Source organism: Streptomyces malachitofuscus (assembly GCF_055571035.1).
In genome coordinates, this window is record NZ_JBVIGA010000026.1 from 43526 (window position 1) to 66614 (window position 23089).

A 23089-nucleotide genomic window follows, 5' to 3' on the forward strand; every position below is an offset into this window, starting at 1 on the left:
TCACATCTCCCGAGCGAGTATACGGCGCCGTACAGACGGGTCTATGCTCGATCTATACGCCACCGTATAGACAGGGCCTGCCATGAGCGATCTGCGCCTTCCCTCGACCGACCACACGTCCCGCCCCTGGCGGATCCACGAGGTCGCCGCCGACTTCCGGCTGGAGGATGTGTGGGCACTGCCGACACCGGGCGGCCCGGACGACCTGCACCACCTGGTGCGGCAAATGGCGGGCGGCAAGGACGGCCCGGACGGCGGCAACCCCGTGGGCCGCTTCCTCTTCGCGGTGCGCTGGAAGCTCGGCGCGCTGCTCGGCTGGGACAAGCCCGGCTCGGGCGTCGGCGGCAGGGTGGCGACGCTGCGCGACCGACTGCCGGACGACCTTCGCGAGGGACCGCGGGGGCCCGACCTCAGCTCGGCGCCCTTCACATCGGTCTTCCAGACACACGACGAGTGGGCCGCCGAGTACGCCAACAAGACGATGCACGGGGTGATGCACATCGGCTGGGTCCCCGACGGCAGTGGCGGCTACCGCGGCCAGATGGCCGTGCTGGTCAAGCCCAACGGCCGCCTCGGCTCGCTGTACATGCTCGGCATCAAACCCTTCCGGTACCTGGGGGTGTATCCGGCCCTGCTGCGGTCGATCGGCCGGGAGTGGCAGGAGAACACGGCACGCCCTACTTGACTCGCGCATGGCCGAAACAGGGGCACCCCGGAACAGCGCTCCCGGCCCGTCGAGGAGGACTCGGCACAGCCGCCGGCGCGGCGGCCCGGGAGATCCGGGGACGCCGCGCCGGTGGTGGCCGAGGTCAGGCGGTCAACTGCCGCAACACGTCGCACGAGTCGTGGTGGGGAACGGCGACAGTGACAGCCCGGGATCGCGAAAGCGGGATCAGCGTCTGCGGGGCCGGCCGCTGCCGATCCCGGCGACGTGCAGGGCCAGAGCGGTGAGTCCGAGCAGCATCACGTTCGTTGATGAGAACACATCGTTGGTGCTGAGATCCGCCGCGTTGATGAGGAACGCAACGAAGAACAACACCGCCGCAACTATGCCGAGCATGAAACGAGCTCCTCTCAAGGGGATGTGAACCCGTATGCCCGGCCATCGTCCCCGCAGACGTACAAGGACTCTGCGGAACCGCCGGCCTGCGGGAGGCGGACCACAACCTGTCCCGCTTCCCCACATCTGCGGTGGTGTCAGGCGTCACCGATCCAGCACAGGGCATCCTGATCTCCGCCTTCCCAGGTGATGACCAAGACGCCCGGGCCCTTGCTGCAGTCCATGAAGGAACTCTTCGACTTGGGGGCCTCGACGGCGACCGTGCCTCGGTACGGGGTTCCGGAGCCCTTGAGATCGTCGGTGGTGTGGCAGTCCAACTCCAACCTGAGCCGACTCTCGCCCTTGAGGGAGCCGAAGCAGAGTTCGCTGTTCCCACCAATGGAGTGGGGGTCGGGGCTGCCGACCGAGTCGGCGTCTCCGTCCTTGTCGATGATGAGGGTGTAGACACCGTCGTTCGAGCCGATGGGCATCCAGCCCCCGGTGAGGTCCTCAACGCCGACATCCCTCGGGGTAGGGCTCATGCCGTTCGGACTCGGCGTGGGGGACAAGCGTTCGCCTGACGTGAGTGTGGACGACGGTGTGGCCGCAGACCTGTCGTCGCTGACGGAGCCGCCGCCATCGGAACAGCCGCCTACGGTCAGCACGGTTACGGCAGCGGCCAGGAGCACGGGTCGTTTCATGGCCTGCCTTGTAGCGGGACCTGCCTGGGAGGGGTCCCGACCGCGCGGGTCACCCTGCGGCACATCTGTGTGCCCCGCCGGAGAGGCGGGGCACACATGCCGATGACGTGTCAGTTGCCGTACTGCAGCGGGCGGTAGGCCTTGTACTCGCTGCCCGCCGCCAGTCCGTACGTCACCGTGCGGTGGCTCGTGCCGTGCACGCTGCGCTGTTCGTATGCCGTGTAGGAGCGGTGCGCCGCGTCGTTCCACTTCTCGAAGATGACGACGTGCCGGGTGTTGTTGTCACCGATGGCGTCGATGACGAGGTCACCGGGCTGCAGCTCGTTCATGGCGATGGGGCGGGTGTGCCTGCTGCCGGCCAGACCCTGGGTGTTGGGTCCGGGTGCGGGCAGGCCCAACGCCATGGAGGCGTAGCCGGAACAGTCCTGCCGGTAGCCGTCCCGCCAGTACTTGTCCTGGGCGTAGGGCACCGGGCGTCCGTTGTTCGCCGTGAGCCAGGTCGCGGCGCGCTGGAGAGTCCGCTGCCGCGAGGCGGGCTGGGGGTCGGGCTGTCCGGCCTGCACGGGGACGCCCGGCAGGCGGTCCTCGGGGATGTCCACCGCGACGACCGTGAGGAAGCCGGTGACGGGCCGGGTGATGTGGGCCATGAAGGTGGAGCAGGCGCTGCCCTCGCAGACCCGGCGCCCGGTGTCGACCTGGTAGTCGGCGGTGATCCGGTCCTGACCGGCGGTGGTCCGGTTGATCATGCCCACGGCGGGCGAGTCGATGTCGGGCGTGGCGTGGACGACCCAGCGTGTCCCCCACGTGGGGAACGACGCGGCGGCCTGCACGCCCGTGGCGCCGATGTGCGTCGGTGCCGCCGCGGCGTGGTCGGGCACCGCGACGCCGCCCGCGGCGAGGCAGGTCAGGGCGAGCACCGGCAGCAGCCGGCGCAGGGCGGCGGACCGCGCTGCGGAACGGTGGGGGGTGCGGTGGGCGAAGGTGGGCATGGTCATGGTGGGTGTGTTTCCTTCCGTGCGTGAGTGTTTCCGACGGGCGTCGGATCAGCCCGTGAGTCCGCGGACGTGGAACTCAGGGCCCGCTGTCCGTCCCCACGGGCTTCGTGGGGACGGACAGCGGGTGCTGCGGGCGAGGCGGCCTACGCGGGCCGGGCCCGCGGCGTCGGGTGCGCCCGCGTTGTGCGCTCGGCGCTCAGCAGACCGGCTTGACCCGGTCCACCCGGCGGCCGAAGTCGTAGTTCGAGCTGAAGTCGCCCGGGTTGACCGGGCGCGTGGTGGCCGGGTCCGGCGGCGGCGAGTCCTGGAAGCAGCCCCTGACCGAGGCGACGAACGAAGCGACCTTGTCGGCGAGCCCGTGGCTGCCGAGGAAGACATTCCCCTGGTCGGGGCTCCAGTCGTAGCGCTTGCCCTGGAAGTTGGCCTCCGACCACATGCAGATCCTGCCGACGGCGCAGTGCGGCAGGGCGACGGCGTTCGTGGTGTCGACGGCGTTCGTGGTGTCCGTGGCCGAACCCACCGTCACCGCCCGGGACCGCGCCTCCGACGTCTCCGCATGCGTGGGGCCGGCCGTGGCGAGGGCGGTGGTTGCCAGGGCGAGTGAGGCCAGCACCGTCCCGATGACGCGCTTGGGCTTCCTCATGCGATTCCTCTTTTCCGTTCGTTGTCCGGTCCTGATTGCGGGACCTGATGCACCGTTTGTAGCCGCTAATCTGTTGTTCAGGTCCGGCGGTCCGACGGTGAACAAACGGATGCCGAACAATCCGATGGGGATGCGTGAAAGGGGCGGTGCGTGCCACGGGGAGAGATTCCTCTGGACCCGGAAGGCGGTCCTCTGTTCGAATTCGCGGCCCGTTTGCGGAAACTGCGGGAAGACGCAGGCCGTCCCACTTACCGGGACCTCTCGCAGCGGGCGCACTACGGGATCGCGACGCTGTCCTCTGCCGCGTCGGGACGGCAACTTCCCAGCCTGGCGGTCACCCTTGCCTACGTTCGCGCCTGCGGGGGTGACGAGCGGGAATGGAAGGTGATCTGGCAGCGGACGGCCGACGCATGCAGCGGTGCGGACGCGTCGCCCGACACCGATACGGAGAAGCGGAAAAACGGTGGCACGAAGCCTCCCTATGCCGGCCTGTTCCCATTCGGGGAGGCCGACGCCGGATTCTTCTTCGGCCGCGAGAAACTCACCGCCGCCCTCGTCGAACACCTGAAGGAAAAAAGGCTTCTCGTGTTGTTCGGGGCATCCGGGTCCGGTAAGTCGTCCGTACTGCGCGCCGGCGTGATTCCCGCCTTTCCCGATGGTTCCGCGCTGGTTTTCACGCCCGGCGCACACCCGCTGGAGGAATGCGGCTCACGGCTGGCGGCTCGCGCCGGCACCGCTCCCGGACCCGTGCACGCCGGACTCGCTGCCGAGCCGGACACCTTCCACCGGATGGTGCGGCGGATCCTCGCCGGGCGGCAGGACACAGGGACCGCACCGGAGGAACTGCTGGTGGTCGTCGACCAGTTCGAAGAACTGTTCACCCTCTGCCGCGACGCGCGGGAGCGGGAGCGGTTCGTCGCCGCCCTCGTGCACGCCGCACAGACACCCGACAGCCGGACGCGGGTCGCCGTCGCCGTACGGTCCGACTTCTACACGCACTGCACACGGCTGCCCGTTCTCGCCGAGGCTCTGCCCCGCGCCCACCACTCCGTCGGCCCGATGACCGCCGAGGAGCTGCGGGCCGCCGTCGTCCGGCCCGCCGCCCGCTGCCGACTCACCGTCGAGGGTGCTCTGCTGACCTCCCTCACGGCCGACGCCCACGGCAGGCCCGGGGCGCTGCCCCTGCTGTCGCACGCGCTGCTGGAGACCTGGAAGCGACGGCGGGGCAACGCCCTCACGCTGGCCGGCTACCGCGCCGCGGGCGGATTCGAGGGCGCGCTCACCCAGACCGCCGAGGAGTTGTACGGCGCCCTGGACGAGGGCGGGCAGGAGGCCGCACGGCGGCTGTTCGTGCGGCTCGTCGCGCTGGGCGAGGGCACCGAGGACACCAAGCGCCGTGTGCCGCGCCAGGAACTCGACAGTGGCCCCGACACCGGGTTCGTCCTCGAACAGGCGACCAGGGCGAGGCTGCTGACCGCCGACCGCGACCACGTGGAGATCGCCCACGAGGCGCTGATCCGGTGCTGGCCCCGGCTCGCCAGGTGGCTGGAGGAGGACCGCGGCCAGGAGCGCCTGCATCGCGCACTCACGGAGGCCACGGCCCTCTGGGAGTCCATGGACCGCGATCCGGACACCCTCTACCGCGGGGCGCGCCTCGCCGCCGCCAGGGAACTCCCGCCCCGGGTGCTGACCGCCCGGGAACGCGCCTTCCTCGAGGCCGGTGACGCGGCGGTGAAGCAGGCGGAGCAGCGGGACCGCCGCCGCCTGCGCCGGCTGCGCCGACTGGCCGGGGCCCTGGTCGTGCTGCTGCTGTGTGCGGTGACCGCCGCCGTGTTCGCCGTACGGGCGCAGGACACCGTCACGCGGCAGCGCAACGAGGCCGTGGCCCTGCGGGCCGCCGCGGAGTCCGTGCGGCTCAGCCGGAACAGTCCGTCCCTGGCGCTGCAGATCGCCCTGGCCGCCTACCACCAGTCCCCGCAGGGGCGTACCCGGGACGCCCTGCTCAGCACGCTGTCCGTGGCGTCGATGGGCTCCAGGACGCTGGGATCCCGGCCGGCCGGGCAGGCTCCCGCCGAGCACACCCCGGTCGGGCACGCGCCGGCCGTGACGGCCGACGGCCGCACGCTGGCCATGGCCGACGGCTCGCGCGTCGTCCTGTGGGACGTGAGCGATCCGCGACTGCCCCGTCGGCTCGGCGCCCTCGACGCGGACGGAGTCGGCCTGAACGCGATCGAGTTCACCGGGGACGGCGACACGCTTGCGGGGACGGGCGTCGACCGTGTGCTCCGGCTGTGGGACGTGACCGACCCGCGGCATCCGGTCCTGCTGTCGGAACGGCCCACGGGCCACTCCGGCCCCCTTTACTCGATCGCCGTGCGCCGCGACGGCCGCATGGCCGCCACCAGCAGCTATGACGACACCATCCGCCTGTGGGACCTCACCGACCCGGCCCGCCCTCGGATGCTGGACACACTCACCGGGCACGAGGGGAACGTCAAACCGGTGGCGTTCAGCCCCGACGGGAGGACTCTGGCATCGGGCGCCGACGACCGCGACGTCCGCATCTGGGACGTGACCGACCCGCACCACGCCGTCCCCGTTGCCGTCCTCGAAGGCCATCGGCATTTCGTGGACGCCCTCGCCTTCAGCCCGGACGGCCGTACGCTGCTGAGCGGGAGCGACGACCGTACGGCGAAGCTGTGGGACATCAGCGCCCTCCCCCGGCACCGGGAACTGGGTGAGCTGGCGAGGCACGCCGATATCGTCACCGGCGTGTCCTTCGCCCCGCACGGCCGCACGGCGGTGACGGTCGGCGTGGACGGCGCGGTGAACGTATGGGACGTGACCGACCGCGCGCGCCCCGCCCACCTGGCCCACCTCACCAACCCCGGCGGGACGGTGAAGGAGGTGCGTCCCCTCGCGGCGAACAGTACCTTCCTCACCGTGACGGCCCACTACAGCGTCCAGATCTGGTACACCGACCTGGACCGGGCGCTCGCCGACGCCTGCGACCGCATCCGGACCTCCATCCGCCGCGACCAGTGGGCCCGCCATTTCCCCCGCCTCGACTACGCCCCTCCGTGCCCGCGCCGCGCGTGAGCCGCCGCGCGGCGCACACCGCAGGGGAATCGACTCCGCGGTGAGAGGACCGTGCACCGGTCACCGATACTGGACAAATGGGCAAACTTCGGCAATACGTCCCGATGGGCCGCCGGGACGCCCGAGTGCCGCCGAAGGCCGGGCCGCCGGAAACCGGCCCGGAGGCGCGTCGCCGTGCGGCCGACCGGCGCATCCTGTCCTTGCTGAGGCCGCGCAGCGTCGCCGGTCAGGTCTTTCTGCTGCAACTGGCGGTCGTCCTGCTGCTCATCGCCACGGCCGTCGTGGCGCTCGTGATCCAGGACCGCAACACCGCGACCCAAGAGGCCGGCGACCGGTCGCTGGCGGTGGCCGAGTCGTTCGCGAAAGCGCCGGGCACGGCCGAGGCGATGCGGAGCGACGACCCGACCGCGGCACTCCAGCCCCATGCCGAGCAGGTGCGCAAGGCGACGGGCGTCGACTACGTCGTGGCGCTGAGCCCTTACGGCTTCCGCTGGACCCACCCCGATCCGGACCAGATCGGGGAGCACGTCTCCGCCTCCTACGGCGAGGCGCTGGAAGGCGAACCCCACCAGACCACGTTCGACAGCAGCCTGGGGAAGGCGGTCGACTCGACGGTGGCCGTCTTCGACGAGGAGGGGACCGCCGTCGGCCTCGTCACCGTGGGGGTCACGGTGGACAAGGTGACCAGTGTGGTGCAACACCAGCTACCGGTGATCTTCGCCGCGGGCGGTGTCGCGCTGCTGCTGGCCGCGGGCGGGTCGGCACTGGTCAGCGGGCGTCTGCGGCGGCAGACCCGAGGGCTGCTGCCGGTGGAGATGACGCGCATGTACGAGCATCACGACGCGGTGCTGCACGCGGTCCGTGAAGGCGTGATCATCCTGGACGGCGACGGAAAGCTGCTGCTGGTCAACGACGAGGCGCGCCGGCTGCTCGCGCTGCCGGCACAGGCCGAGGGCCGGCCGGTGACCGCGCTCGGGCTGAGTCCGGCCCTGGCCGGGCTGCTGGAATCGGGCCGGGCGGTCACCGACAAGGTCTTCCTCGCCGGGGACCTCCTGCTCGCGGTCAGCCTGCGGCCGGTGGGCCCGAAGGGGGGTGTCGTGGCCACCTTGCGGGACACCACGGAGCTGCGTGCCCTCGCGGGCCGGGCGGAGGTGGCGGGCGGGCGCCTGCAACTGCTCTACGAGGCCAGCACGCGGATCGGCACCACCCTCGACATCAAGCGCACCGCCGAGGAGCTGACCGAGGTGGCGGTGCCCCGCTTCGCCGACTTCGCCACGGTCGAGTTGGTCGAGCCCGTGCTGCAGGGCGGTGAACCGACGGGGGCGCGGATGGAGATGCGCCGCATCGCAGCCGCGGGCATCCGGGACGAGGCACCCCTCAACCCCGTCGGGACGCCTCTGCACTACGTGCCCGACAACCCCGTGTCCGTCGGTATGACCACCGGTCGGCCGGTCCTCGTGCCGCACCTCGCCATGGCCGACGAATGGCGCGCCCAGGACCCGGAGCAGACCCGCAAGGTCATCGAGTACGGCATCCATTCCATGATCTCGGTGCCGCTCCAGGCGCGTGGCCAGTTGCTGGGCGTCGTGGAGTTCTGGCGTTCGGAGCAGGACCCCTTCGAGACGGACGACCTGTCCCCCGCCGAGGAACTCGCCGCCCGGGCGGCCGTGTGCATCGACAACGCGCGCCGCTACACCCGCGAGCACACCACGGCCGTCACGCTCCAGCGCAGTCTGCTGCCCGGCACGCTCCCCGAGCTGTCCGCCCTGGAGGTCGGGCACCGGTACCTTCCCGCGCAGGCGGGCGTGGGCGGCGACTGGTACGACGTCATCCCGCTGCCGGGGGCGCGGGTGGCTCTCGTGGTCGGCGACGTCGTCGGACACGGACTGCACGCAGCGGCGACGATGGGCCGGCTGAGAACCGCGGTACACAACTTCGCCTCCCTGGACCTGTCCCCGGACGAGCTTCTCGCGCACCTGGACGACCTGATCGCCCGGATCGACCAGGACGCGGCAGCCGAGGGAAACACCGAGACCGTCACCGGTGCCACCTGCTTGTACGCCGTCTACGATCCGGTGTCCGGAGGGTGTGTCTTCGCCCGGGCCGGCCATCCGGGCCCGGCGCTGGTGTCCCCCGACGGCTCCGTGACCTTCCCCGACATCCCGGTCGCCCCGCCGCTCGGGGTGGGAGGAGGTCTGCCGGTCGAGACGGCCGAACTCCGGCTGGCCGCCGACAGCCGGCTGGTCCTCTACACCGACGGCCTTGTCGAGGCCCGGGGGCGTGACATCGACGTCGGGCTCGGCATGCTGAGGGAGGCACTGGCCCGTACGGACGGCGCCACCCCGGACCACACCTGCCGGGCGGTGCTCGACGCGATGCTGCGCACCGGCTCGAGCGACGACATCGCCCTGCTCGTCGCTCGCACCCGACTGCTGGACCCGGGGCAGGTCGGGGAGTGGCAGGTGCCCGACGACCCCGCCGCCGTCTCCCGGATCCGCGCCGAGGCCACCGGCATGCTGGAGTCCTGGGGGCTCGGCGAGGTGGCGTTCACGACCGAGCTGATCCTCAGCGAACTGGTCACGAACGCCATCCGCTACGGAGCGAGCCCCATCGGCCTGCGGCTGCTGCGTGACGGCGACAGCCTGATCTGCGAGGTCAGCGACGGCACGAGCACCTCTCCGCACCTGCGCCGCGCAGCCATCACCGACGAAGGCGGCCGCGGTCTGTTCCTCGTGGCGCAGCTGTCGCGCCGCTGGGGCACCCGGTACACCGACAGAGGCAAGATCATCTGGGCCGAGCAGGCGCTGGACGCCGGTGCCGCGGGGGATCTGAGCGGTCTCCTGATGGCGGACCTGTGAGGCGGAACAGGGGCACCGGGCCGTCGCCGATGCCGGCGGTGCCGCATTCCGGCGCGGTCAGGAGCCGTCGTCGACCCTGAGGTACGGGATCTTGACCGGGTCCTGGCCGAAGGCCGCCCCGAGATAGACGGCCGACAGTTTGGTGAGCGTCCCGTCGTCGATCAGCTGCTGGATGATCCGGTCCAGTTCTTCCTTCTCGGCCGACCCCTTCGGGTACAGGGCGCCGTAGCTCTGGCCGGTCCGGTACTGGCCCACGAGGCGCACCTTGTCCTCCATCTTCTGCGGGTACGCCAGCAGGATCGTCGTGTCGTGCACGACGGCGTCGATCCGCCCCTGCCGCAGCGCCTCCACCATCTCCGGGTCGTTGGCGAACGCGGTCACGGGCTCGGTCGGCCTGATGCGGTCGTCGACGAACTCCTCGCCCGTGGTGCCCTCGGCCACGCCGATGCGGACGTCGCGGATGTTGTCCTCGTTGATCTTCTCACCGTCCCTGATCAGCAGCCCCAGGGTCGAGGAGAGGTAGGGCGGGGAGAAGTCGGCGACCTCGCGCCGTTCCGGAGTGATCGTGATCTGGGCGAGGGCCAGGTCGAAGTCCTTGGTCCGGCCGGACACGACCTCAGGGAAGGGGGCGTTCTGAACCGCCACCCGGTCGAGTCCGGACCGGTAGGCGATATTGGCCGCCATGCAGTACTCGTAGCCGCTCGTGATGGAGTCCGGCGTTTCGCCGTTCCACCAGCCGGGGGCCGGCAGAGTCGTCCTGACCGTGAGGGCGCCCGCCGTCACGGGTGACAGCTCGAACTCGCCGTACTGCCCGGAGACCGCGCAGTCACCGTACTTGACGTTCGGCGACTCCGACTCCCCCTGGTCGCAGGCCGGAGTCACGAGGAGGAGCGCCACGCCGACAGCCCTGGAGACGATCGCTGCCGCGGCGCGCATCATTGCACCTCCGGTAGGAACCGACTCCTTGAGTCACCATAAATCATCCCGAACCATACGGCTGCCGGAGCCACGTGGGCCGGTTTCACGGCGCGGTGTCCGGCCGGCGCGCACCCGCACCCCGGCGGGGTGCTCCGCTCCGGTGACAGTCAGGAGGCTGTCGGGCGCGGCCCCGCGACGCAGCTCCCCGGGCCTGCTGTGGTGTCCAGGACCGCGTATGACGATCAGAGGAGTGACGCCGTGCCCTCACAGGGTTCCGACCTCTCGTACACCGTGCCGGGAATGAGCAGGCAGGACAGCAGCCACATCGTGACGTTGCTGCAGAAGCGCCTGCACGCGCTCAACGATCTTCATCTGACGTTGAAGCACATCCACTGGAACGTCGTCGGCCCGCACTTCATCGCGGTCCACGAGATGCTCGACCCTCAGGTCGACCAGGTGCGGTCCATGACCGACGACATCGCCGAGCGGATCTCCACCCTGGGCGGTGAGCCCAAGGGAACGCCCGGTGCGCTGGTCGACGAGCGCACGTGGGACGACTACTCGATCGGCCTGGCCGAAGCCATCGAGCACCTCGGGGCCCTGGACCTCGTCTACACGGGTGTGATCAAGGACCACCGCGAGGCCATGCACGCCACCGAGGCGTCGGACCCGGTGACCCAGGACATGCTCATCGAGCAGTTGCGGGGCCTGGAGCTGTTCCAGTGGTTCGTGCGGGCGCACCTGGAGTCCAGCGGCGGCACGCTCAGCACTCGCGGCGCCACAACGGAGAGCCGGGCCGCCGAGCAGGCCGCGGACCAGGCGCGCGATCAGCCCTGACCTGCCGGGAGCGGCCCGCGGCTCGGGCGGGTCAGCCGAAGTCGTCGGGGACGATGCGGAGCTTTTCCGCGATGCGGGTGAGGGCCTTCTGGTCGGTGGTGTCGAGCGAGTCGAGGACGATGCGCCGTACGGAGCGCAGATGGGTGGGCGCTGCCCGGTCGACGACGTCGAAACCTGCGCCGGTCAGCTCGGCGAGGGTGTAGCGGCCGTCGGCCGGGTCGGGCGACCGTACGACCCAGCCGCGCTGTTCACAGCGCTTGATGACGTTGGAGAGGCGGGAGAGCGACCCACTGGCGAGGAAGGCGAGCTCTCCCATCCGCAGCCTGCGCTGCGGGGCCTCGGAGAGGTGGCTGAGCACGAGGTACTCGAACAGAGTGAGACCGTGTTCCTGCCGCAGCGGCGACTCCAGCTTGCCGGGCAGCAGCAGGACCAGGGAGATCAGCCCCGTCCACGCGGCCTTCTCCTGCTCGTCGAGCCACCACAGCTCCTCGTCGCCCTGGTCCTCGCCCGTCCCGCTCAAGGGCCCTCCCGTGTTGCTCATGGTTCTTCCCGTCCCTCCTGCGGAAGCGGCCATCACTTTGCGCTTGAAGTCATCGCTTGTTAGCGTCACTTTACGCGTGAAGTCATTCAGAGGCGAAACGCACCCCCATGGACGGGAGAGGAAGCATCATGAGCACCGTCACCTTCGGCATCACCCCGGGCTTCGGCGAGAAGCTGCACGAGGCCCTCGGCTACAGCGGCGCCGTCCGCGTCGGCGACCGTGTCGAGATCTCCGGCCAGGCCGGGGTGGACGACGACCTGGTCATACCCGACTCACTCGAAGAGGAGATCATCCAGGCCTTCGACAACGTGGAGCGCACACTCGCCACGGTCGGCGCGACGTGGAAGGACGTGATCCACGTCAACTCCTACCACAAGGTCTCTCCGGGGGACGACGTCATCGGCGAGGACCACAACAGGGTCATGGCCGAACAGTTCCGCCGTCGCCTCGGCGGCCGCGCGCCGATCTGGACCGAGACCGGAGTCACGGTTCTGGGCCTCGCCGCCATGCGTGTGGAGATCCGCGTCACCGCCGTCGTCGGCTCCGCGAACTGAGGGATTCCGGCGGGTAGTCGGTCATGAGTGCGGCAGGTGCAGCGACGTCCGCGTCTGCTCCACCTCGGCATCGTCCGTGAGAACTCCGGCCGCCGAAGCCCCGCCGAGGAGTGCGACGGCCAGTGCCGCGGCTGCGGCGAGCGCCGAACGAGGCTGTCGGCGCCCGCTGTTCGTGTCGCGGCCGGGGTCTCGACGGGCCGGCCGCACGAGATGGTCACCTGTGCGTCCAGCCACGTCTCCGCCTCGTCCTCCCTCACCCCGCAGGCCGCGACGAACGCCTCGACCAACTCCGCGCGGGGCAACCGGTCCCTGCCGAGCAGGGTCGCCGCGGTGGAGTAGGGCAGGTTGTGCCCCTCCCGTGCCGCGCTGCGTTCCAGTTGGCGGTAGCCGAGTCCCGTCCACGCCTGAGGCGCCGGAGCGCCGCCACGAAGGCGGCCGCGTCGATGCCGGCGGTATGGGCGGTGCTGTGGTCATGGCGATTCCCCCTGCTGACCTGGACGTACACGGGCTCGCACAAGCTCGAACACCAGAGCGGCTTGAGTCGGCGAGAGCAGTGGTCAACCTCGGGGCGGATCGCCGGACTTGGAGGTCTTGTGCGCACAACTGCGTTGCGCCGTCACCACCGTCGTCGCCGTACGACCGTCGTCGCAAGGTCCCCGTCGGCGGGCCACGGCAGGCTGCGGACCGACGACGACGCTCGTGCGGTCCCACGTCCTGGGTGCAGAGATGCGGACGGCACTGTGTCATGAGCGGCTCCTCGACGGGTACGCATACCGGGCTCGGGCCGTGGCAAGAGCGGGGCAGGGGGCGCCTGCTGTCCGGGGCCGGCGTCGAAGGGCTGGTCGACACAGCGGGGAGCGTTTCAGGTGGTACTCGTCATCGTCTTCGGAGTGGCGCTGCTGGTGGCTGTACTGCTGTCCGGGCTGGCCGCCCGGTCGGTGCTCTCCACCTCGCTGCTGTTCCTGGTGGGCGGCGCGCTCGTCAGTGACGGCTTCCTCGGCCTGATCCACATCACTCCGAACAGCGAGATCGTCAGGGTCACGGCGGACCTGGCGCTCTTCGCGGTGCTGTTCACCGACGGCATGCACGTGTCCTTCCCCGCCCTGCGCCGGTCCTGGCGCAACCCGGCCCGTGCGCTCGGGCTGGGCATGCCGCTGGCCTTCCTCGGGGTCGCGCTGCTGACACACTTCCTGGTCGGCCTTGACTGGATGACGTCCTTTCTGGTCGGCGCGGTGCTGGCCCCCACGGACCCGGTGTTCGCCTCGGCCATCGTGGGCCGTGAAGAGGTCCCCGCCCGGCTGCGGCAACTGCTCAACATCGAAAGCGGCGTCAACGACGGGCTGGCACTGCCGTTCGTCCTCGTCCTCATCGCGGCCGCCGCACCCGCCGGCCACGCCGAGGACGTCGGTTTCAGCTCGATCGCCGGTGAACTCCTCCTCGGGCTCCTCTTCGGCGTGGCCCTGCCGCTGCTCGTGCACTGGCTGGTCCGGTTCCGCCTGCTGGGCGCCGAGCCCTCGCTTCAACCCCTGCTGCCGCTGGCGGTCGGAGTCATTCTGTACGCCGCCTGCCACCTCACCCACGCCAACCCCTATCTGGCCGCCTTCTCCGCGGGCGCGGTGATCGCCGCCCTCGCACCGCAGGCCAAGGACGCTTTCGAGCCACTGGGAGGAGCTCTGGCGGAGCTGGCCAAGTTCGCGGCGCTGCTGGTCTTCGGCGCGCTGCTCACCCCGCACCTCTTCGGTGATCTGTCGATCGGCGGCTACGCGGTGGCGGTCCTGTCCATCGCTCTCATCCGCCCGGCTACGCTGCTGTTGTCCCTGGTGGGCACCGATTTCAACCGCAAGGAGAAGCTCACGGCGGCGTGGTTCGGGCCCAAGGGATTCGCCTCGGTGGTCTACGGCTTGCTTGTACTCCAGGCCGGCATCCCGCAGGGTGAGGAGGCGTTCACCCTGATCGCCGTCACCATCGCCTTCTCCATCGTCGCCCACAGCAGTACGGACGTCCCGATCGCACGGATCTTCGACGTCGAGGAACTGATCGGCCTTCCCGATGACGACAAGAAGCCACGGCGCTGCCTGCCTCCCACCGCGGAGGACGAGAGGAGCGGCGGCACGAAGGCCGGCAGCCGCCGCGGCCGGCCCCACGCGGACTGAGCAGCGCCGACTGCGAACATTCGGCCCGGTCGGCACGCAGGCACTACCTGGCCCGCGGACGAACCGGCCCCGGCCGGCGGTGGCACGGGTGGAGACGGTCTCGGCTGGGGCCGCTCACCCGGCTCGGAGTTGGTGAACGGCCCGACCACGGCGACGGACGCCGCAAGTGTCCCGGAAGAACTGCCGTCGGGGCGGGACGACACCGATGCGGCATCGTGGCCGGCCCATGCTTCGTTGCGCCGCCGGGCGGGTCTGATGGGGCTTCGTCGAGAATGGGGTCATGGAGGCACTTCTTCGCCATCCGTCACTGGTACGGTCCCTGCCCGCAGGAGACGGCGAGCCCCTGCGAACAGGCCGGCCTGACCGATCTGCTCCACGAACCGGACCGGGACCCCGACCGAGCGTGGCCGGTCACGGCCGACGGCGGACGACGGCTGGACGACCGGCAAGGTCAACTCCCGTGAGTACGTGCTGGACCGCGTGCACGCCTGCGAGCGGCGCCGCGGCAGGCTGGTCAATTTCGTGGCGGTGGACTATGCACCCCACGGCGGGGCACGCGCAGCGGTTGACGCCCTGAACTCCGAGCGTCTGAGTGACAGCGACGCCGAGTCGGCCCGGGTACCGGACTCCCCATGGTCGTGACCGGCATCGATCCCCGCCGAAGCGGACTCCCGGCCGTTACGGACAACCCGGGCAGTCATGAACACCGCAACAGCGCCGGCAGGAACGGCTGGGCCGGCCCGGCGCCGGCCGACGGGCCACGCCGTTACGCCTTTCGCCTTTGCGCCCTCCCGGCCCCGGTGTCGATCCGGCATGACGCGACGGCGGACTCGGCTCGTGAGGTGCTGGACCGACAGTGCGTCGGTCACGGGGCTCTCGTGGGCCTGTACTGATCCACGAGCGCTTCGGACTGATTCCCCAGCGCCGTCGGGGCCCTTCGTCGTACAGGCGCCGGTGTGCCCGGCAGCCGCGGTCCAGGACGTCATCCACCCTGGTCGTACGGTCGGCACGTACGCCGACACTTTGCCACTGCGCCGCGCATACTTCTCGGCCGCACGAGCGGCGTGCCGCCCGATACCGTGATGGCACGCGTCTCATAGTGGGACTTCATGAGCATGGAACCGATCGACCGGCCTCAGTCCGGGGCCACGCCAACCAGTCCCGTCACCGGCGCGCCCGACCGACTCCTCGTCGGTGTCGGCATGGTCGTCGTCGCCGTCGTGGTTCTGTGGGCCTGGCTCGGCGAGGAGTCCTTCGACAGCGCCTCCTCCACAAGCCTGTCGTGGGTCCTGGACAACTTCGGTTGGCTGTTCGTGGTCGCCGCGGACGTGTTCCTGGTCCTGTGTCTGGTGATCGCCTTCAGCAGGTTCGGCCGCATCAGACTGGGCGAGGACGACTCCGCCCCGGAGTTCGGCAACGTCGCCTGGATCGCCATGATGTTCAGCGCCGGCATGGGCATCGGACTGATGTTCTACGGGGTGGGCGAGCCGCTCACGCACTACCTGGCACCGCCCCCGGCGAGCGGCGTGCGCCCCGAGTCCGGCGCGGCGGCGCGCACGGCCCTGGAGTACTCGTTCTTCCACTGGACGCTCACCCCGTGGGCGATTTACGGAATCGTGGGACTCGCCCTCGCTTACGCGGTGTTCCGCAAGGGCCGCGGCAATCGGCTCAGCGCCGCGTTCGTACCCCTCATCGGTGCCCGGCGCGCGGAGTCCTGGCAGGGCAGGGCGATCGACCTGCTCGCCGTCTTCGCCACCGTGTTCGGTACGGCGACGAGCCTGGGTCTGGGTGCGCTGCAGGTGGCCGAGGGCCTCGACCTCACAGTGGGGGTGAGCGTCTCCCGGACCACGGAGCTGGTCGTCATCGCGACACTGTCGGCGGCGTTCGTCGTCTCGGCCTTCTCCGGTCTGCACCGGGGCATCAAGTGGCTGTCGACGCTGAACATCGTGCTCGTGACGGCGGTGATGGTGTTCGTCTTCCTGTTCGGCCCGACCGTCTACGTCCTGGACACGATCCCGGCGTCCGTCGGCGGCTACCTGCAGAACCTGCTGCCCATGGCCACGCGGACGGGCGCCTTCTCCGACCACGCCTGGCTGGGCGCCTGGACAATCTTCTACTGGGCCTGGTGGCTGTCGTGGGCGCCGTTCGTGGGGACGTTCATCGCCCGCATCTCGCACGGCCGGACCGTCCGCGAGTTCCTCGTCGGCGTGCTGCTGGTGCCGAGCGGGGCGACCGTCGTCTGGTTCTGCGTGATGGGGGGCTCGGCGCTCCGGCTCGAGTCGACCGGGAGGGCGGACCTCGCGGGCGCGGTGGAGGACGGCGCAGAGGCGTCACTGTTCGCGATGCTGGACGCGCTGCCGATCGGCACGGTCACGTCGTTCATCGCGATGATCCTGGTCATGACCTACTTCATCACCAGCGCCGACTCGGCGTCACTGGTCATGGGCTCCCTGACCAGCCGCGGGGCATTGCACCCGCCGTCGTGGCTGGTCGTGGCATGGGGCGTGCTGATGGCGGCGGTGGCCGCGGTGCTGTTGGTGGTGGGCGGACTGGACTCGCTGCAGACGGCGACGATCCTGGTGGCGCTGCCGTTCGTCGTCGTCATGCTGCTGCTCTGCTGGGCGCTTTTGCGGGAACTGCGGCAGGACCCTGCCGCGGGTCCTGCCCGCCACCACGCACTGCACGGGCTGCAGGACGTCGTACGGACCATGGTCGGCGACGTCGTCACGGAGCAGGGCCGGGCACGCCACCACCGGCTGCGACGGGCGGCGAAGTCCCGCACGGATTCCGACGACAGGGCGTGACACTCGCCCCCGCGTGCCCCCTGCGGAACCATCGCCCGGCCCGGGACCCGCTGGGCGACCCGGATCTCCTGTCGCGGAGCGAAGGAAGATCACTACTCTGCAATGCGAGCTCTCATACGACGAGTTGACTTCATCAGAGCGAGAGCTGTGGGACGGCTGACCCGGGGGAGGTCACGTTGATCTACGCACGGGTGTGCGTGAGCGCGACCGTGTCATCGAGGGTGGACAGTGGGGCCCGGAGCGGACGGGAATGGGCGGTGTCCGCCGGCGGACTGGTCACGGAGGGCGGCGTCTACTGCGCGGACCGATTCGTCGCGCACGGCGAAGTCCGCCTCATGGGTGCACAGTTGCCAGGCAGCTGCGCATGCGGGGCGCACTCTTCGACGATCGACTTTCTCGGACCGGTTCACTGCGCACGGGACCGTACGGCTGCGGGGTGCCCGAATCCCGAACGCCCCGGCCTGGGCGGAGTGGCGCTCACTCTGGACAACGCTGTGGCACCTCGCCGGCCGGCAGCCTGCGACGGCCGTCCTCCTCGTCGGTCCACTGTCCGGAGGCGGCTACGGCGTACTGCTTGCACCGCTTCACGGCCTCAACCACGCCGTGGTCAGGTCGTTTCCCGTCGCGTCGGCACCACCTTTCGCGGATCCCTCACCCGGTCGGCCGACTCCTTCCGGCCCGGGTGCAGCCGGCCCACTCCACGAGATCCCGGTGGGCCAGGGCTGGTCTCCCGCGCGGCACCGGAGGCGGTCGTGGGCTTGCGGCAGCAGGTCGTCGCGCACGAGGTGGGGGGTGGGTGCGCGACTGCCATGAGCCCGTCAGCTCGACGAAACCGAAGTGGTCGTCGACGATCACCGCGGACTCGCCGGACCGATCCGCTCAGGCATCGGATCGAGGTGGAGCTACTGCTCCACACCCGTCGTGTGCCGGTGGCGCACGGCCAGGGCCGCGATGTCGTCGTCGAGCCTGCCGCGCGCGTAGTGGAGCAGGTCCTCGTGGAGCCGGTCCAGCAGTTCGCGGGGCGGCGTCCGGTCGTGCTGCCGCGCCCAGGCCGCCAGGGGGAAGAACCTGCCGGCTCGGTCGCGGGTCTCCGTCACGCCGTCGGTGTAGAGCAGCATCTGGTCGCCCGGCAGGAAGGAGACGGTGTCCACGTAGTAGTGGTCTCCCAGCAGAGCCGAGAGATTGAGGGGGGTCGAGGTGAGGGTGGGCTCGAGGACCTGGATCTCTCCGTCGCGCAGGAACACCGGGGGCGGGTGACCGCAGTTGAGAATTCTGACGTGTCCGCTACTGTGGGGGATTTCGGCGATGAGGGCGGTGGCGAAGTGCTCCGTCTGGTCGACGGCGGGGACCCCGGCGCTGTAGCGCGCCATGGTGATCTGGAGCCGACGGATGACGGCCTTGAGGTCGGGCTGGTCGTACGCGTTCTCCCGAAAGCAGTTGATCACCGCGGAGGCGGCACCTACCGCCGACAGGCCCTTGCCGCGCACGTCGCCGATGAGCAGCCGGACGCCGTACGGCGTGTCGGCGGCCTCATAGAAGTCGCCCCCGATCCGTGCCTGTTCCTGGGCCGCCACATACAGCGACTCGATCTCGATGGCCTGCACACGGTGCGGCAGCGGCCGCAGCAGCACCTTCTGGGCCGCGTCGGCGACGAGCCGGACCTGGAAGAGTGTCTCCTCACGCTGGAGCCGCAGATGACTCGCGTACGCAGCCGCCAGGGTGACGGCGACGATGGCGGCGACCGTGTACGGCGTGCCCAGATCGGAGTAGAAGAAGCTGAGGCCGATCATGACCAGCAGGCAGAAGGTTCCCAGCAGGATCGTCGGGAGCACGGGCCACAGTGCGGCAGCGAGGGCGGGTGCCGCGGGCAACAGGCGGCTGAAGGCGATCTCCCTCGGTGTGGAGGCCGCCAGGCCGGTGATGAAGAGGGTGACGATCACTGGTGACAGCAGTACGGCCTCCCGCTGGCCACCGCCCTGACGATGACGGCGCCGGAACCTTGCTGAGTGGATCACGAAAGTGATGGTATCCGGATATCACGGACACAGGTCGGCGACAGGGCAGGCGGCCGTGTCCCGCGACCAGCCGACCGTACGGGTCCCGGCTCCGTAGGACAGCAACAGACGGAAGCCTCGTCACCCGCGAACGGCGGCTGGGGCATCCGCGCCGACGGCTCCGGGCGGACCGCAGCACTCACCGGCACCGCGAGGAGCCGGGCAAGGGGCCGGCGACGTTCAGGCATCACGCCTCCGCAGGACGACGGCCGCTCCGGTCAGGGCGAGGGCGGTGTACCCCGCCACCAGTGCCAGGGACGGCCACGCGCCCAGGCTGCCGACCGCCTCCGGGCTCGCGTCGGACGTCTGCGTGAGCTTCTCCAGTGCGGCCGTCGGGGTGGCACCGGCGACCCACCGTTGCAGATCGCCCAGAAGCGGTCCGAACAGGGACGGCAACAGCAGCACGGCGATCACGGCGGTGACCGCACCGGCCGGATGGCGCACGAACGTCCCGACGGCCACCCCCAGTGCACCGACGACGGAGAAGAGCGCCGCGATGCCGAAGAGTGCGGGCAGCGGATCCCCTTGCGGGTGCGTGCCGTCGAGGACGGCGGAGCCCAGCAGGTACGCCACCGTGCACGAGACCAGCCCGATTCCGTACAGCATCCCCGCCATCAGGGCGGTCTTGGCGGCCAGCACCCGCCCGCGGCGGGGCACCGCGGACAGGGTCGCGGTGATCGTGCCGCTGGAGTACTCGCCGCACACCGCCAGCGCGCCCGCCACCCCCGCGGTCATCAGTGCGACCACGCTGAGGGTGAGGCTGCCGCCGAGGACGGTGTCGTCGGGTTGGAGGCTGTCGGTCAGCCCCACGAACACCGCACCGGTCACCGTCACGAGGGCGATCGCAGCCGTCGTCCACACGGTGGAGCGCAGGCCGGTGAACTTCGTCCATTCGAAGGCCAGGGCCTCCCGGAAGCCGGGAGGCGAAGTGGCAGCCGTGGTCATCGCGGTACCTCCTTGTCGTCGGTGACGGTGCTCCCCCGGTATTCGACGGCTTCTCCCGTCATGGCCGTGTAGATGTCCTCCAGGGAGGAGCGGCAGGGAGTGAGCTCGTGCACGGCGAGGCCGTGTTCGCGGGCCAGCTCGCCGATGACCGTGGCGGTCGGTCCGGTCACCCGCCAGCCACCGCCCGCGTCCGGTCGCACTCCGGCGCCGCGGGACTCCAACAGGGCGCGCATCCGGGAGGACTCGTCGTCCGGGACCCGCACCAGCGTGGAGTCCGGTGAATTGGCGTCGATGAAGCCTCGCATGTCCGTCTCGGCCAGCAGACGGCCCCGGCCGATCACCACGACGCGGTCGGCGGTCAGTTCCAGCTCGCTCATCAGATGGCTGGAGAGGAAGACCGTACGCCCTTCGGCGGCCAGGGACTTCAGCAGCGTGCGCATCCAGCGGATGCCCTCGGTGTCCAGCCCGTTGACCGGCTCGTCGAGGATCAGCACGCCGGGATCGCCGATCAGCGCGGCGGCGACGCCGAGCCGTTGTGCCATGCCGAGAGACAGCCCCTTGGCCCGCCGGTCCGCCGCCGCCTCCAGGCCCACCGCCCCCAGCACCTCGTCCACCCTGCGCGCCGGAATGGCGTGGGAGCGGGCCAGCCCGAGCAGATGCCGGCGCACCGTGCGGCCCGGGTGCACGGCTCTCGCGTCCAGCAGGGCGCCGACCTCGCGCAGCGGTGCGGCCAGCTCGTCGTAGCGGCGGCCGGCCACCGTGACCGACCCCGCGGTCGGCGTGTCCAGGCCGAGGGCGAGACGCATGGTGGTCGACTTGCCTGCGCCGTTCGGGCCCAGGAAGCCGGTCACCAGTCCCGGCCGGACGGTGAAGGACAGCGCGTCCACCGCGGTCCTGCCGCCGTATCGTTTGGTGAGTTCCCGTGCTTCGATCATGTTCTCGACGCTACGGAGGACGGACGCGCGGAACATCTGCCGCCGGGAGTCGGCGGCTACTCCGCCGGGAGTAGCCGGGGAGCGGTCAGCCCTCCCCCGCCCTCACCAGCCCGGTCTCGTACGCCAGCACGACCAGCTGCGCCCGGTCCCGTGCCGCCAGCTTGGTCATCACCCGGCTGACGTGTGTCTTCGCCGTCAGCGGGGACATCAGCAGCCGTCCGCCGATCTCCTCGTTCGACAGCCCACGACCGACCAGCGCCAGCACCTCGCGCTCCCGTTCGGTCAGCGGATCCAGTCGCCGCAGTGCCTCGGCCCCGGGAGCCTTCAGGCGGGTGAACTCCTCGATCACCCGCCGGGTGACGGCGGGCGCGAGCAGGTTGTGCCCGGCGGCGACCGTGCGGATCGCGGTGCGCAGGTCGTCGGGGTCGATGTCCTTCAGCAGGAAGCCGGCCGCCCCGGCGCGTAGGGCTTCGAAGACGTACTCGTCGGCCTCGTACGTCGTCAGCACCAGCACCCGTACGGCGTCCAGGGCCGGGGTGGCCGCGATACGGCGGGTCGCCTCGAGGCCGTCGGCGCGGGGCATGCGGATGTCCATCAGCACCACGTCGGGGTGGGTGGTACGGGTCAGTTCCACCGCCTGCACCCCGTCCGCGGCCTCCGCGACGACCACCAGGTCGTCGGTCAGGTCGAGCAAGGCGCGGAAGCCCGCCCGTACGACGGTCTGGTCATCGGCCAGCAGCACCCTGATCATCCCGCTCCTCCCCCGCCCGCGGGCAGCTGCGCCCGCACCCGCCAGCCACCGCCCGGAACCGGCCCCGCCTCCATGCGGCCGCCCACGGCGGCGGCCCGCTCCCGCATGCCGATGAGTCCGAAGCCGTCGCCCGGCCCGTCTGCCGTGGTCCCGTCGTCGACGACCTCCACGCTCAGCCGGTCTCCGTCGCGGGCCACCGACACCTCCGCGTGCCGCGCCTCCGCATGCTTGATCACGTTGGTCAGCGCCTCCTGCACGATCCGGTACGCCGCCAGCTCCACCACCTGCGGCAGCTTCCCGGCGTCCACGCGCAGCGTCACCTCCAGGCCCGTCGCCCGCACCCGCTCCACCAGCTCCGTCAACTCCTCCAGCCGCGGTGCCGGGCCGGTCAGCGCTCCGCGCTCCGATCGGAGCACGCCCACGGTGGCCCGCAGCTCCCCCACCGCCTCCTTGCCGGACGCCCGTACCTGCCGCATCGCCGCCCGCGCCACTTCCGGCTTCGTGTCGAACGCGTCCAGCGCCAGGCCGGCCTGCACGGTCATCGCCGACACCGTGTGCGCCACCACGTCGTGCAGCTCCCTTGCGATCCGCACCCTCTCCTGTTCCACCCGGCGCTGCGCCTCCCGCTCCCGCTCCTCCTCCGCCCGCGCGGCCCGGTCCGCGTACACGCGCACCTCTTCCCGCCGGCCACGCACGACCTCGCCCAGCAGCAGCGGCACCAACGGCCACAGCATCTCCAGCAACGGCGCCCCCCGCGGCTGCGGCGCCACGTCGATGCCTGCGATGAGCGACACGATCCCTGAGACGAGGGCGGCGACGACACCGGCACGGACGGTCCGCGTCCGGTTTCCCTGGACCGCAACGGTGTACAGCGCGACCATCACCGGCAGGTTCAGCAGCTCGCCGATGTGCCCGTACAACGTCCACCCGGCGCAGGCCGCCCCGGTGACGCATGCGACTGCCACCGGCCACCGGCTGCGCACCAGCAGCGCACCGACCGAGACCGCGAACAGCAGCCAGGTCACGTGGTCGGCCTGCCGGTGGGCGGTGTCGTTGGCCGCCGCGTCCGAACCGGTGAGCACCGCGACGACGGCCGCGATCATCAGATCCGCCAGCGGCGGCGGCAAGGGCCACGGGACGCGTCGGCGACGCCTGAGGACGGAACGGCTCACAGGCTCACGGTATGAGCCTTTCGCGACGGACGCGTACGACCGCGGGAGTACGCGTCGCCACCCGGGGACCCGGCCGGCGCAGGGATCCGT

The 23089-nt window shown here is 70.7% G+C and carries 21 protein-coding genes; 10 read left to right on the forward strand and 11 right to left on the reverse strand.

The annotated features are described in order from the left end of the window. Positions 1–82: 82 nt before the first annotated feature. Positions 83–685 (forward strand): DUF2867 domain-containing protein, encoded by a 603-nt coding sequence (locus ACZ44S_RS31120; RefSeq protein WP_466934831.1) that lies wholly within the window; start codon positions 83–85, stop codon positions 683–685. A 207-nt stretch (positions 686–892) separates the two neighbouring features. Here the strand turns inward: ACZ44S_RS31120 and ACZ44S_RS31125 are convergent, their stop codons facing one another. The 4 genes from ACZ44S_RS31125 to ACZ44S_RS31140 all read right to left on the reverse strand — a co-directional run bounded on the left by ACZ44S_RS31125 (position 893) and on the right by ACZ44S_RS31140 (position 3378). Next, entirely contained in the window at positions 893–1060 is a 168-nt protein-coding gene (locus tag ACZ44S_RS31125; RefSeq protein ID WP_190163222.1) for a hypothetical protein, read from the reverse strand. A gap of 137 nt (positions 1061–1197) precedes the next feature. Further along, on the reverse strand, positions 1198–1581 hold the full coding sequence (locus ACZ44S_RS31130) for a hypothetical protein (protein ID WP_466934833.1): 384 nt from the start codon (positions 1579–1581) through the stop codon (positions 1198–1200). Positions 1582–1850: 269 nt separating this feature from the next. Further along, positions 1851–2735: a hypothetical protein gene (locus ACZ44S_RS31135; RefSeq protein ID WP_466934836.1), complete on the reverse strand. Its 885-nt coding sequence runs from the start codon at positions 2733–2735 to the stop codon at positions 1851–1853. A 196-nt stretch (positions 2736–2931) separates the two neighbouring features. Beyond that, complete coding sequence (locus ACZ44S_RS31140; RefSeq protein ID WP_466934838.1) at positions 2932–3378, reverse strand: peptidase inhibitor family I36 protein; 447 nt, start codon at positions 3376–3378, stop codon at positions 2932–2934. Between the two features lie 384 nt (positions 3379–3762). Here ACZ44S_RS31140 and ACZ44S_RS31145 point away from each other — a divergent pair, with 384 nt between their 5' ends. Next, positions 3763–6477 carry an nSTAND1 domain-containing NTPase gene (locus ACZ44S_RS31145; RefSeq protein WP_466934841.1) on the forward strand — a complete coding sequence of 905 codons (2715 nt, stop codon included), beginning with the start codon at positions 3763–3765 and terminating at the stop codon, positions 6475–6477. Positions 6478–6554: 77 nt separating this feature from the next. Next, positions 6555–9335 carry a SpoIIE family protein phosphatase gene (locus ACZ44S_RS31150; protein ID WP_466934844.1) on the forward strand — a complete coding sequence of 927 codons (2781 nt, stop codon included), beginning with the start codon at positions 6555–6557 and terminating at the stop codon, positions 9333–9335. 57 nt (positions 9336–9392) lie between these two features. On the opposite strand, the gene ACZ44S_RS31155 is transcribed toward ACZ44S_RS31150, so the two are convergent. Continuing rightward, positions 9393–10271: an ABC transporter substrate-binding protein gene (locus ACZ44S_RS31155; RefSeq protein ID WP_466934846.1), complete on the reverse strand. Its 879-nt coding sequence runs from the start codon at positions 10269–10271 to the stop codon at positions 9393–9395. 240 nt (positions 10272–10511) lie between these two features. Here ACZ44S_RS31155 and ACZ44S_RS31160 point away from each other — a divergent pair, with 240 nt between their 5' ends. Continuing rightward, on the forward strand, positions 10512–11090 hold the full coding sequence (locus ACZ44S_RS31160; RefSeq protein ID WP_466934849.1) for a Dps family protein: 579 nt from the start codon (positions 10512–10514) through the stop codon (positions 11088–11090). A 31-nt stretch (positions 11091–11121) separates the two neighbouring features. On the opposite strand, the gene ACZ44S_RS31165 is transcribed toward ACZ44S_RS31160, so the two are convergent. After that, positions 11122–11631 carry a MarR family winged helix-turn-helix transcriptional regulator gene (locus ACZ44S_RS31165; RefSeq protein WP_466934852.1) on the reverse strand — a complete coding sequence of 170 codons (510 nt, stop codon included), beginning with the start codon at positions 11629–11631 and terminating at the stop codon, positions 11122–11124. 128 nt (positions 11632–11759) lie between these two features. On the opposite strand from ACZ44S_RS31165, the gene ACZ44S_RS31170 reads away from it, so the two are divergent. The 6 genes from ACZ44S_RS31170 to ACZ44S_RS31195 all read left to right on the forward strand — a co-directional run bounded on the left by ACZ44S_RS31170 (position 11760) and on the right by ACZ44S_RS31195 (position 17142). Next, positions 11760–12185, forward strand: a complete 426-nt coding sequence (locus ACZ44S_RS31170) for a Rid family hydrolase (protein WP_466934855.1) — start codon at positions 11760–11762, stop codon at positions 12183–12185. Between the two features lie 36 nt (positions 12186–12221). Beyond that, entirely contained in the window at positions 12222–12524 is a 303-nt protein-coding gene (locus tag ACZ44S_RS31175; protein ID WP_466934858.1) for a hypothetical protein, read from the forward strand. Positions 12525–13051: 527 nt separating this feature from the next. After that, a complete protein-coding gene (locus tag ACZ44S_RS31180) occupies positions 13052–14338 on the forward strand; it encodes a cation:proton antiporter (protein ID WP_466934861.1) in 1287 nt (428 codons plus the stop codon). A 272-nt stretch (positions 14339–14610) separates the two neighbouring features. Then, positions 14611–14802 (forward strand): hypothetical protein, encoded by a 192-nt coding sequence (locus ACZ44S_RS31185; protein ID WP_466934864.1) that lies wholly within the window; start codon positions 14611–14613, stop codon positions 14800–14802. A gap of 168 nt (positions 14803–14970) precedes the next feature. Beyond that, positions 14971–15231 (forward strand): YbhB/YbcL family Raf kinase inhibitor-like protein, encoded by a 261-nt coding sequence (locus tag ACZ44S_RS31190; protein WP_466934867.1) that lies wholly within the window; start codon positions 14971–14973, stop codon positions 15229–15231. A 216-nt stretch (positions 15232–15447) separates the two neighbouring features. Then, positions 15448–17142 carry a BCCT family transporter gene (locus ACZ44S_RS31195; protein ID WP_466934870.1) on the forward strand — a complete coding sequence of 565 codons (1695 nt, stop codon included), beginning with the start codon at positions 15448–15450 and terminating at the stop codon, positions 17140–17142. 902 nt (positions 17143–18044) lie between these two features. Here the strand turns inward: ACZ44S_RS31195 and ACZ44S_RS31200 are convergent. From ACZ44S_RS31200 to ACZ44S_RS31220, 5 genes are all read right to left on the reverse strand, one after another. Continuing rightward, positions 18045–19157: a PP2C family protein-serine/threonine phosphatase gene (locus ACZ44S_RS31200; RefSeq protein WP_466934873.1), complete on the reverse strand. Its 1113-nt coding sequence runs from the start codon at positions 19155–19157 to the stop codon at positions 18045–18047. Positions 19158–19376: 219 nt separating this feature from the next. Next, a complete protein-coding gene (locus ACZ44S_RS31205; RefSeq protein WP_466934876.1) occupies positions 19377–20141 on the reverse strand; it encodes an ABC transporter permease subunit in 765 nt (254 codons plus the stop codon). Next, positions 20138–21076: an ATP-binding cassette domain-containing protein gene (locus tag ACZ44S_RS31210; protein ID WP_466934879.1), complete on the reverse strand. Its 939-nt coding sequence runs from the start codon at positions 21074–21076 to the stop codon at positions 20138–20140. Before ACZ44S_RS31210 ends, ACZ44S_RS31205 begins: the two co-directional genes overlap by 4 nt. 85 nt (positions 21077–21161) lie before the next feature. Beyond that, positions 21162–21827 (reverse strand): response regulator transcription factor, encoded by a 666-nt coding sequence (locus ACZ44S_RS31215; RefSeq protein ID WP_466934882.1) that lies wholly within the window; start codon positions 21825–21827, stop codon positions 21162–21164. Beyond that, positions 21824–22999 (reverse strand): sensor histidine kinase, encoded by a 1176-nt coding sequence (locus ACZ44S_RS31220; protein ID WP_466934885.1) that lies wholly within the window; start codon positions 22997–22999, stop codon positions 21824–21826. The genes ACZ44S_RS31215 and ACZ44S_RS31220 overlap by 4 nt, the downstream gene beginning before the upstream one ends. Positions 23000–23089 lie beyond the last annotated feature (90 nt).

What these genes read in the sequence shown, in the direction of transcription:
- ACZ44S_RS31120 (WP_466934831.1), top strand. Translation starts at nt 83, where the DNA reads ATGAGCGATCTGCGCCTTCCCTCGACCGACCACACGTCCCGCCCCTGG.
- ACZ44S_RS31125 (WP_190163222.1), bottom strand. Translation starts at nt 1,060, where the DNA reads ATGCTCGGCATAGTTGCGGCGGTGTTGTTCTTCGTTGCGTTCCTCATC.
- ACZ44S_RS31130 (WP_466934833.1), bottom strand. Translation starts at nt 1,581, where the DNA reads ATGAGCCCTACCCCGAGGGATGTCGGCGTTGAGGACCTCACCGGGGGC.
- ACZ44S_RS31135 (WP_466934836.1), bottom strand. Translation starts at nt 2,735, where the DNA reads ATGACCATGCCCACCTTCGCCCACCGCACCCCCCACCGTTCCGCAGCG.
- ACZ44S_RS31140 (WP_466934838.1), bottom strand. Translation starts at nt 3,378, where the DNA reads ATGAGGAAGCCCAAGCGCGTCATCGGGACGGTGCTGGCCTCACTCGCC.
- ACZ44S_RS31150 (WP_466934844.1), top strand. Translation starts at nt 6,555, where the DNA reads ATGGGCAAACTTCGGCAATACGTCCCGATGGGCCGCCGGGACGCCCGA.
- ACZ44S_RS31155 (WP_466934846.1), bottom strand. Translation starts at nt 10,271, where the DNA reads ATGCGCGCCGCGGCAGCGATCGTCTCCAGGGCTGTCGGCGTGGCGCTC.
- ACZ44S_RS31165 (WP_466934852.1), bottom strand. Translation starts at nt 11,631, where the DNA reads ATGAGCAACACGGGAGGGCCCTTGAGCGGGACGGGCGAGGACCAGGGC.
- ACZ44S_RS31170 (WP_466934855.1), top strand. Translation starts at nt 11,760, where the DNA reads ATGAGCACCGTCACCTTCGGCATCACCCCGGGCTTCGGCGAGAAGCTG.
- ACZ44S_RS31185 (WP_466934864.1), top strand. Translation starts at nt 14,611, where the DNA reads ATGGGGTCATGGAGGCACTTCTTCGCCATCCGTCACTGGTACGGTCCC.
- ACZ44S_RS31190 (WP_466934867.1), top strand. Translation starts at nt 14,971, where the DNA reads ATGGTCGTGACCGGCATCGATCCCCGCCGAAGCGGACTCCCGGCCGTT.
- ACZ44S_RS31195 (WP_466934870.1), top strand. Translation starts at nt 15,448, where the DNA reads ATGAGCATGGAACCGATCGACCGGCCTCAGTCCGGGGCCACGCCAACC.
- ACZ44S_RS31205 (WP_466934876.1), bottom strand. Translation starts at nt 20,141, where the DNA reads ATGACCACGGCTGCCACTTCGCCTCCCGGCTTCCGGGAGGCCCTGGCC.
- ACZ44S_RS31210 (WP_466934879.1), bottom strand. Translation starts at nt 21,076, where the DNA reads ATGATCGAAGCACGGGAACTCACCAAACGATACGGCGGCAGGACCGCG.
- ACZ44S_RS31215 (WP_466934882.1), bottom strand. Translation starts at nt 21,827, where the DNA reads ATGATCAGGGTGCTGCTGGCCGATGACCAGACCGTCGTACGGGCGGGC.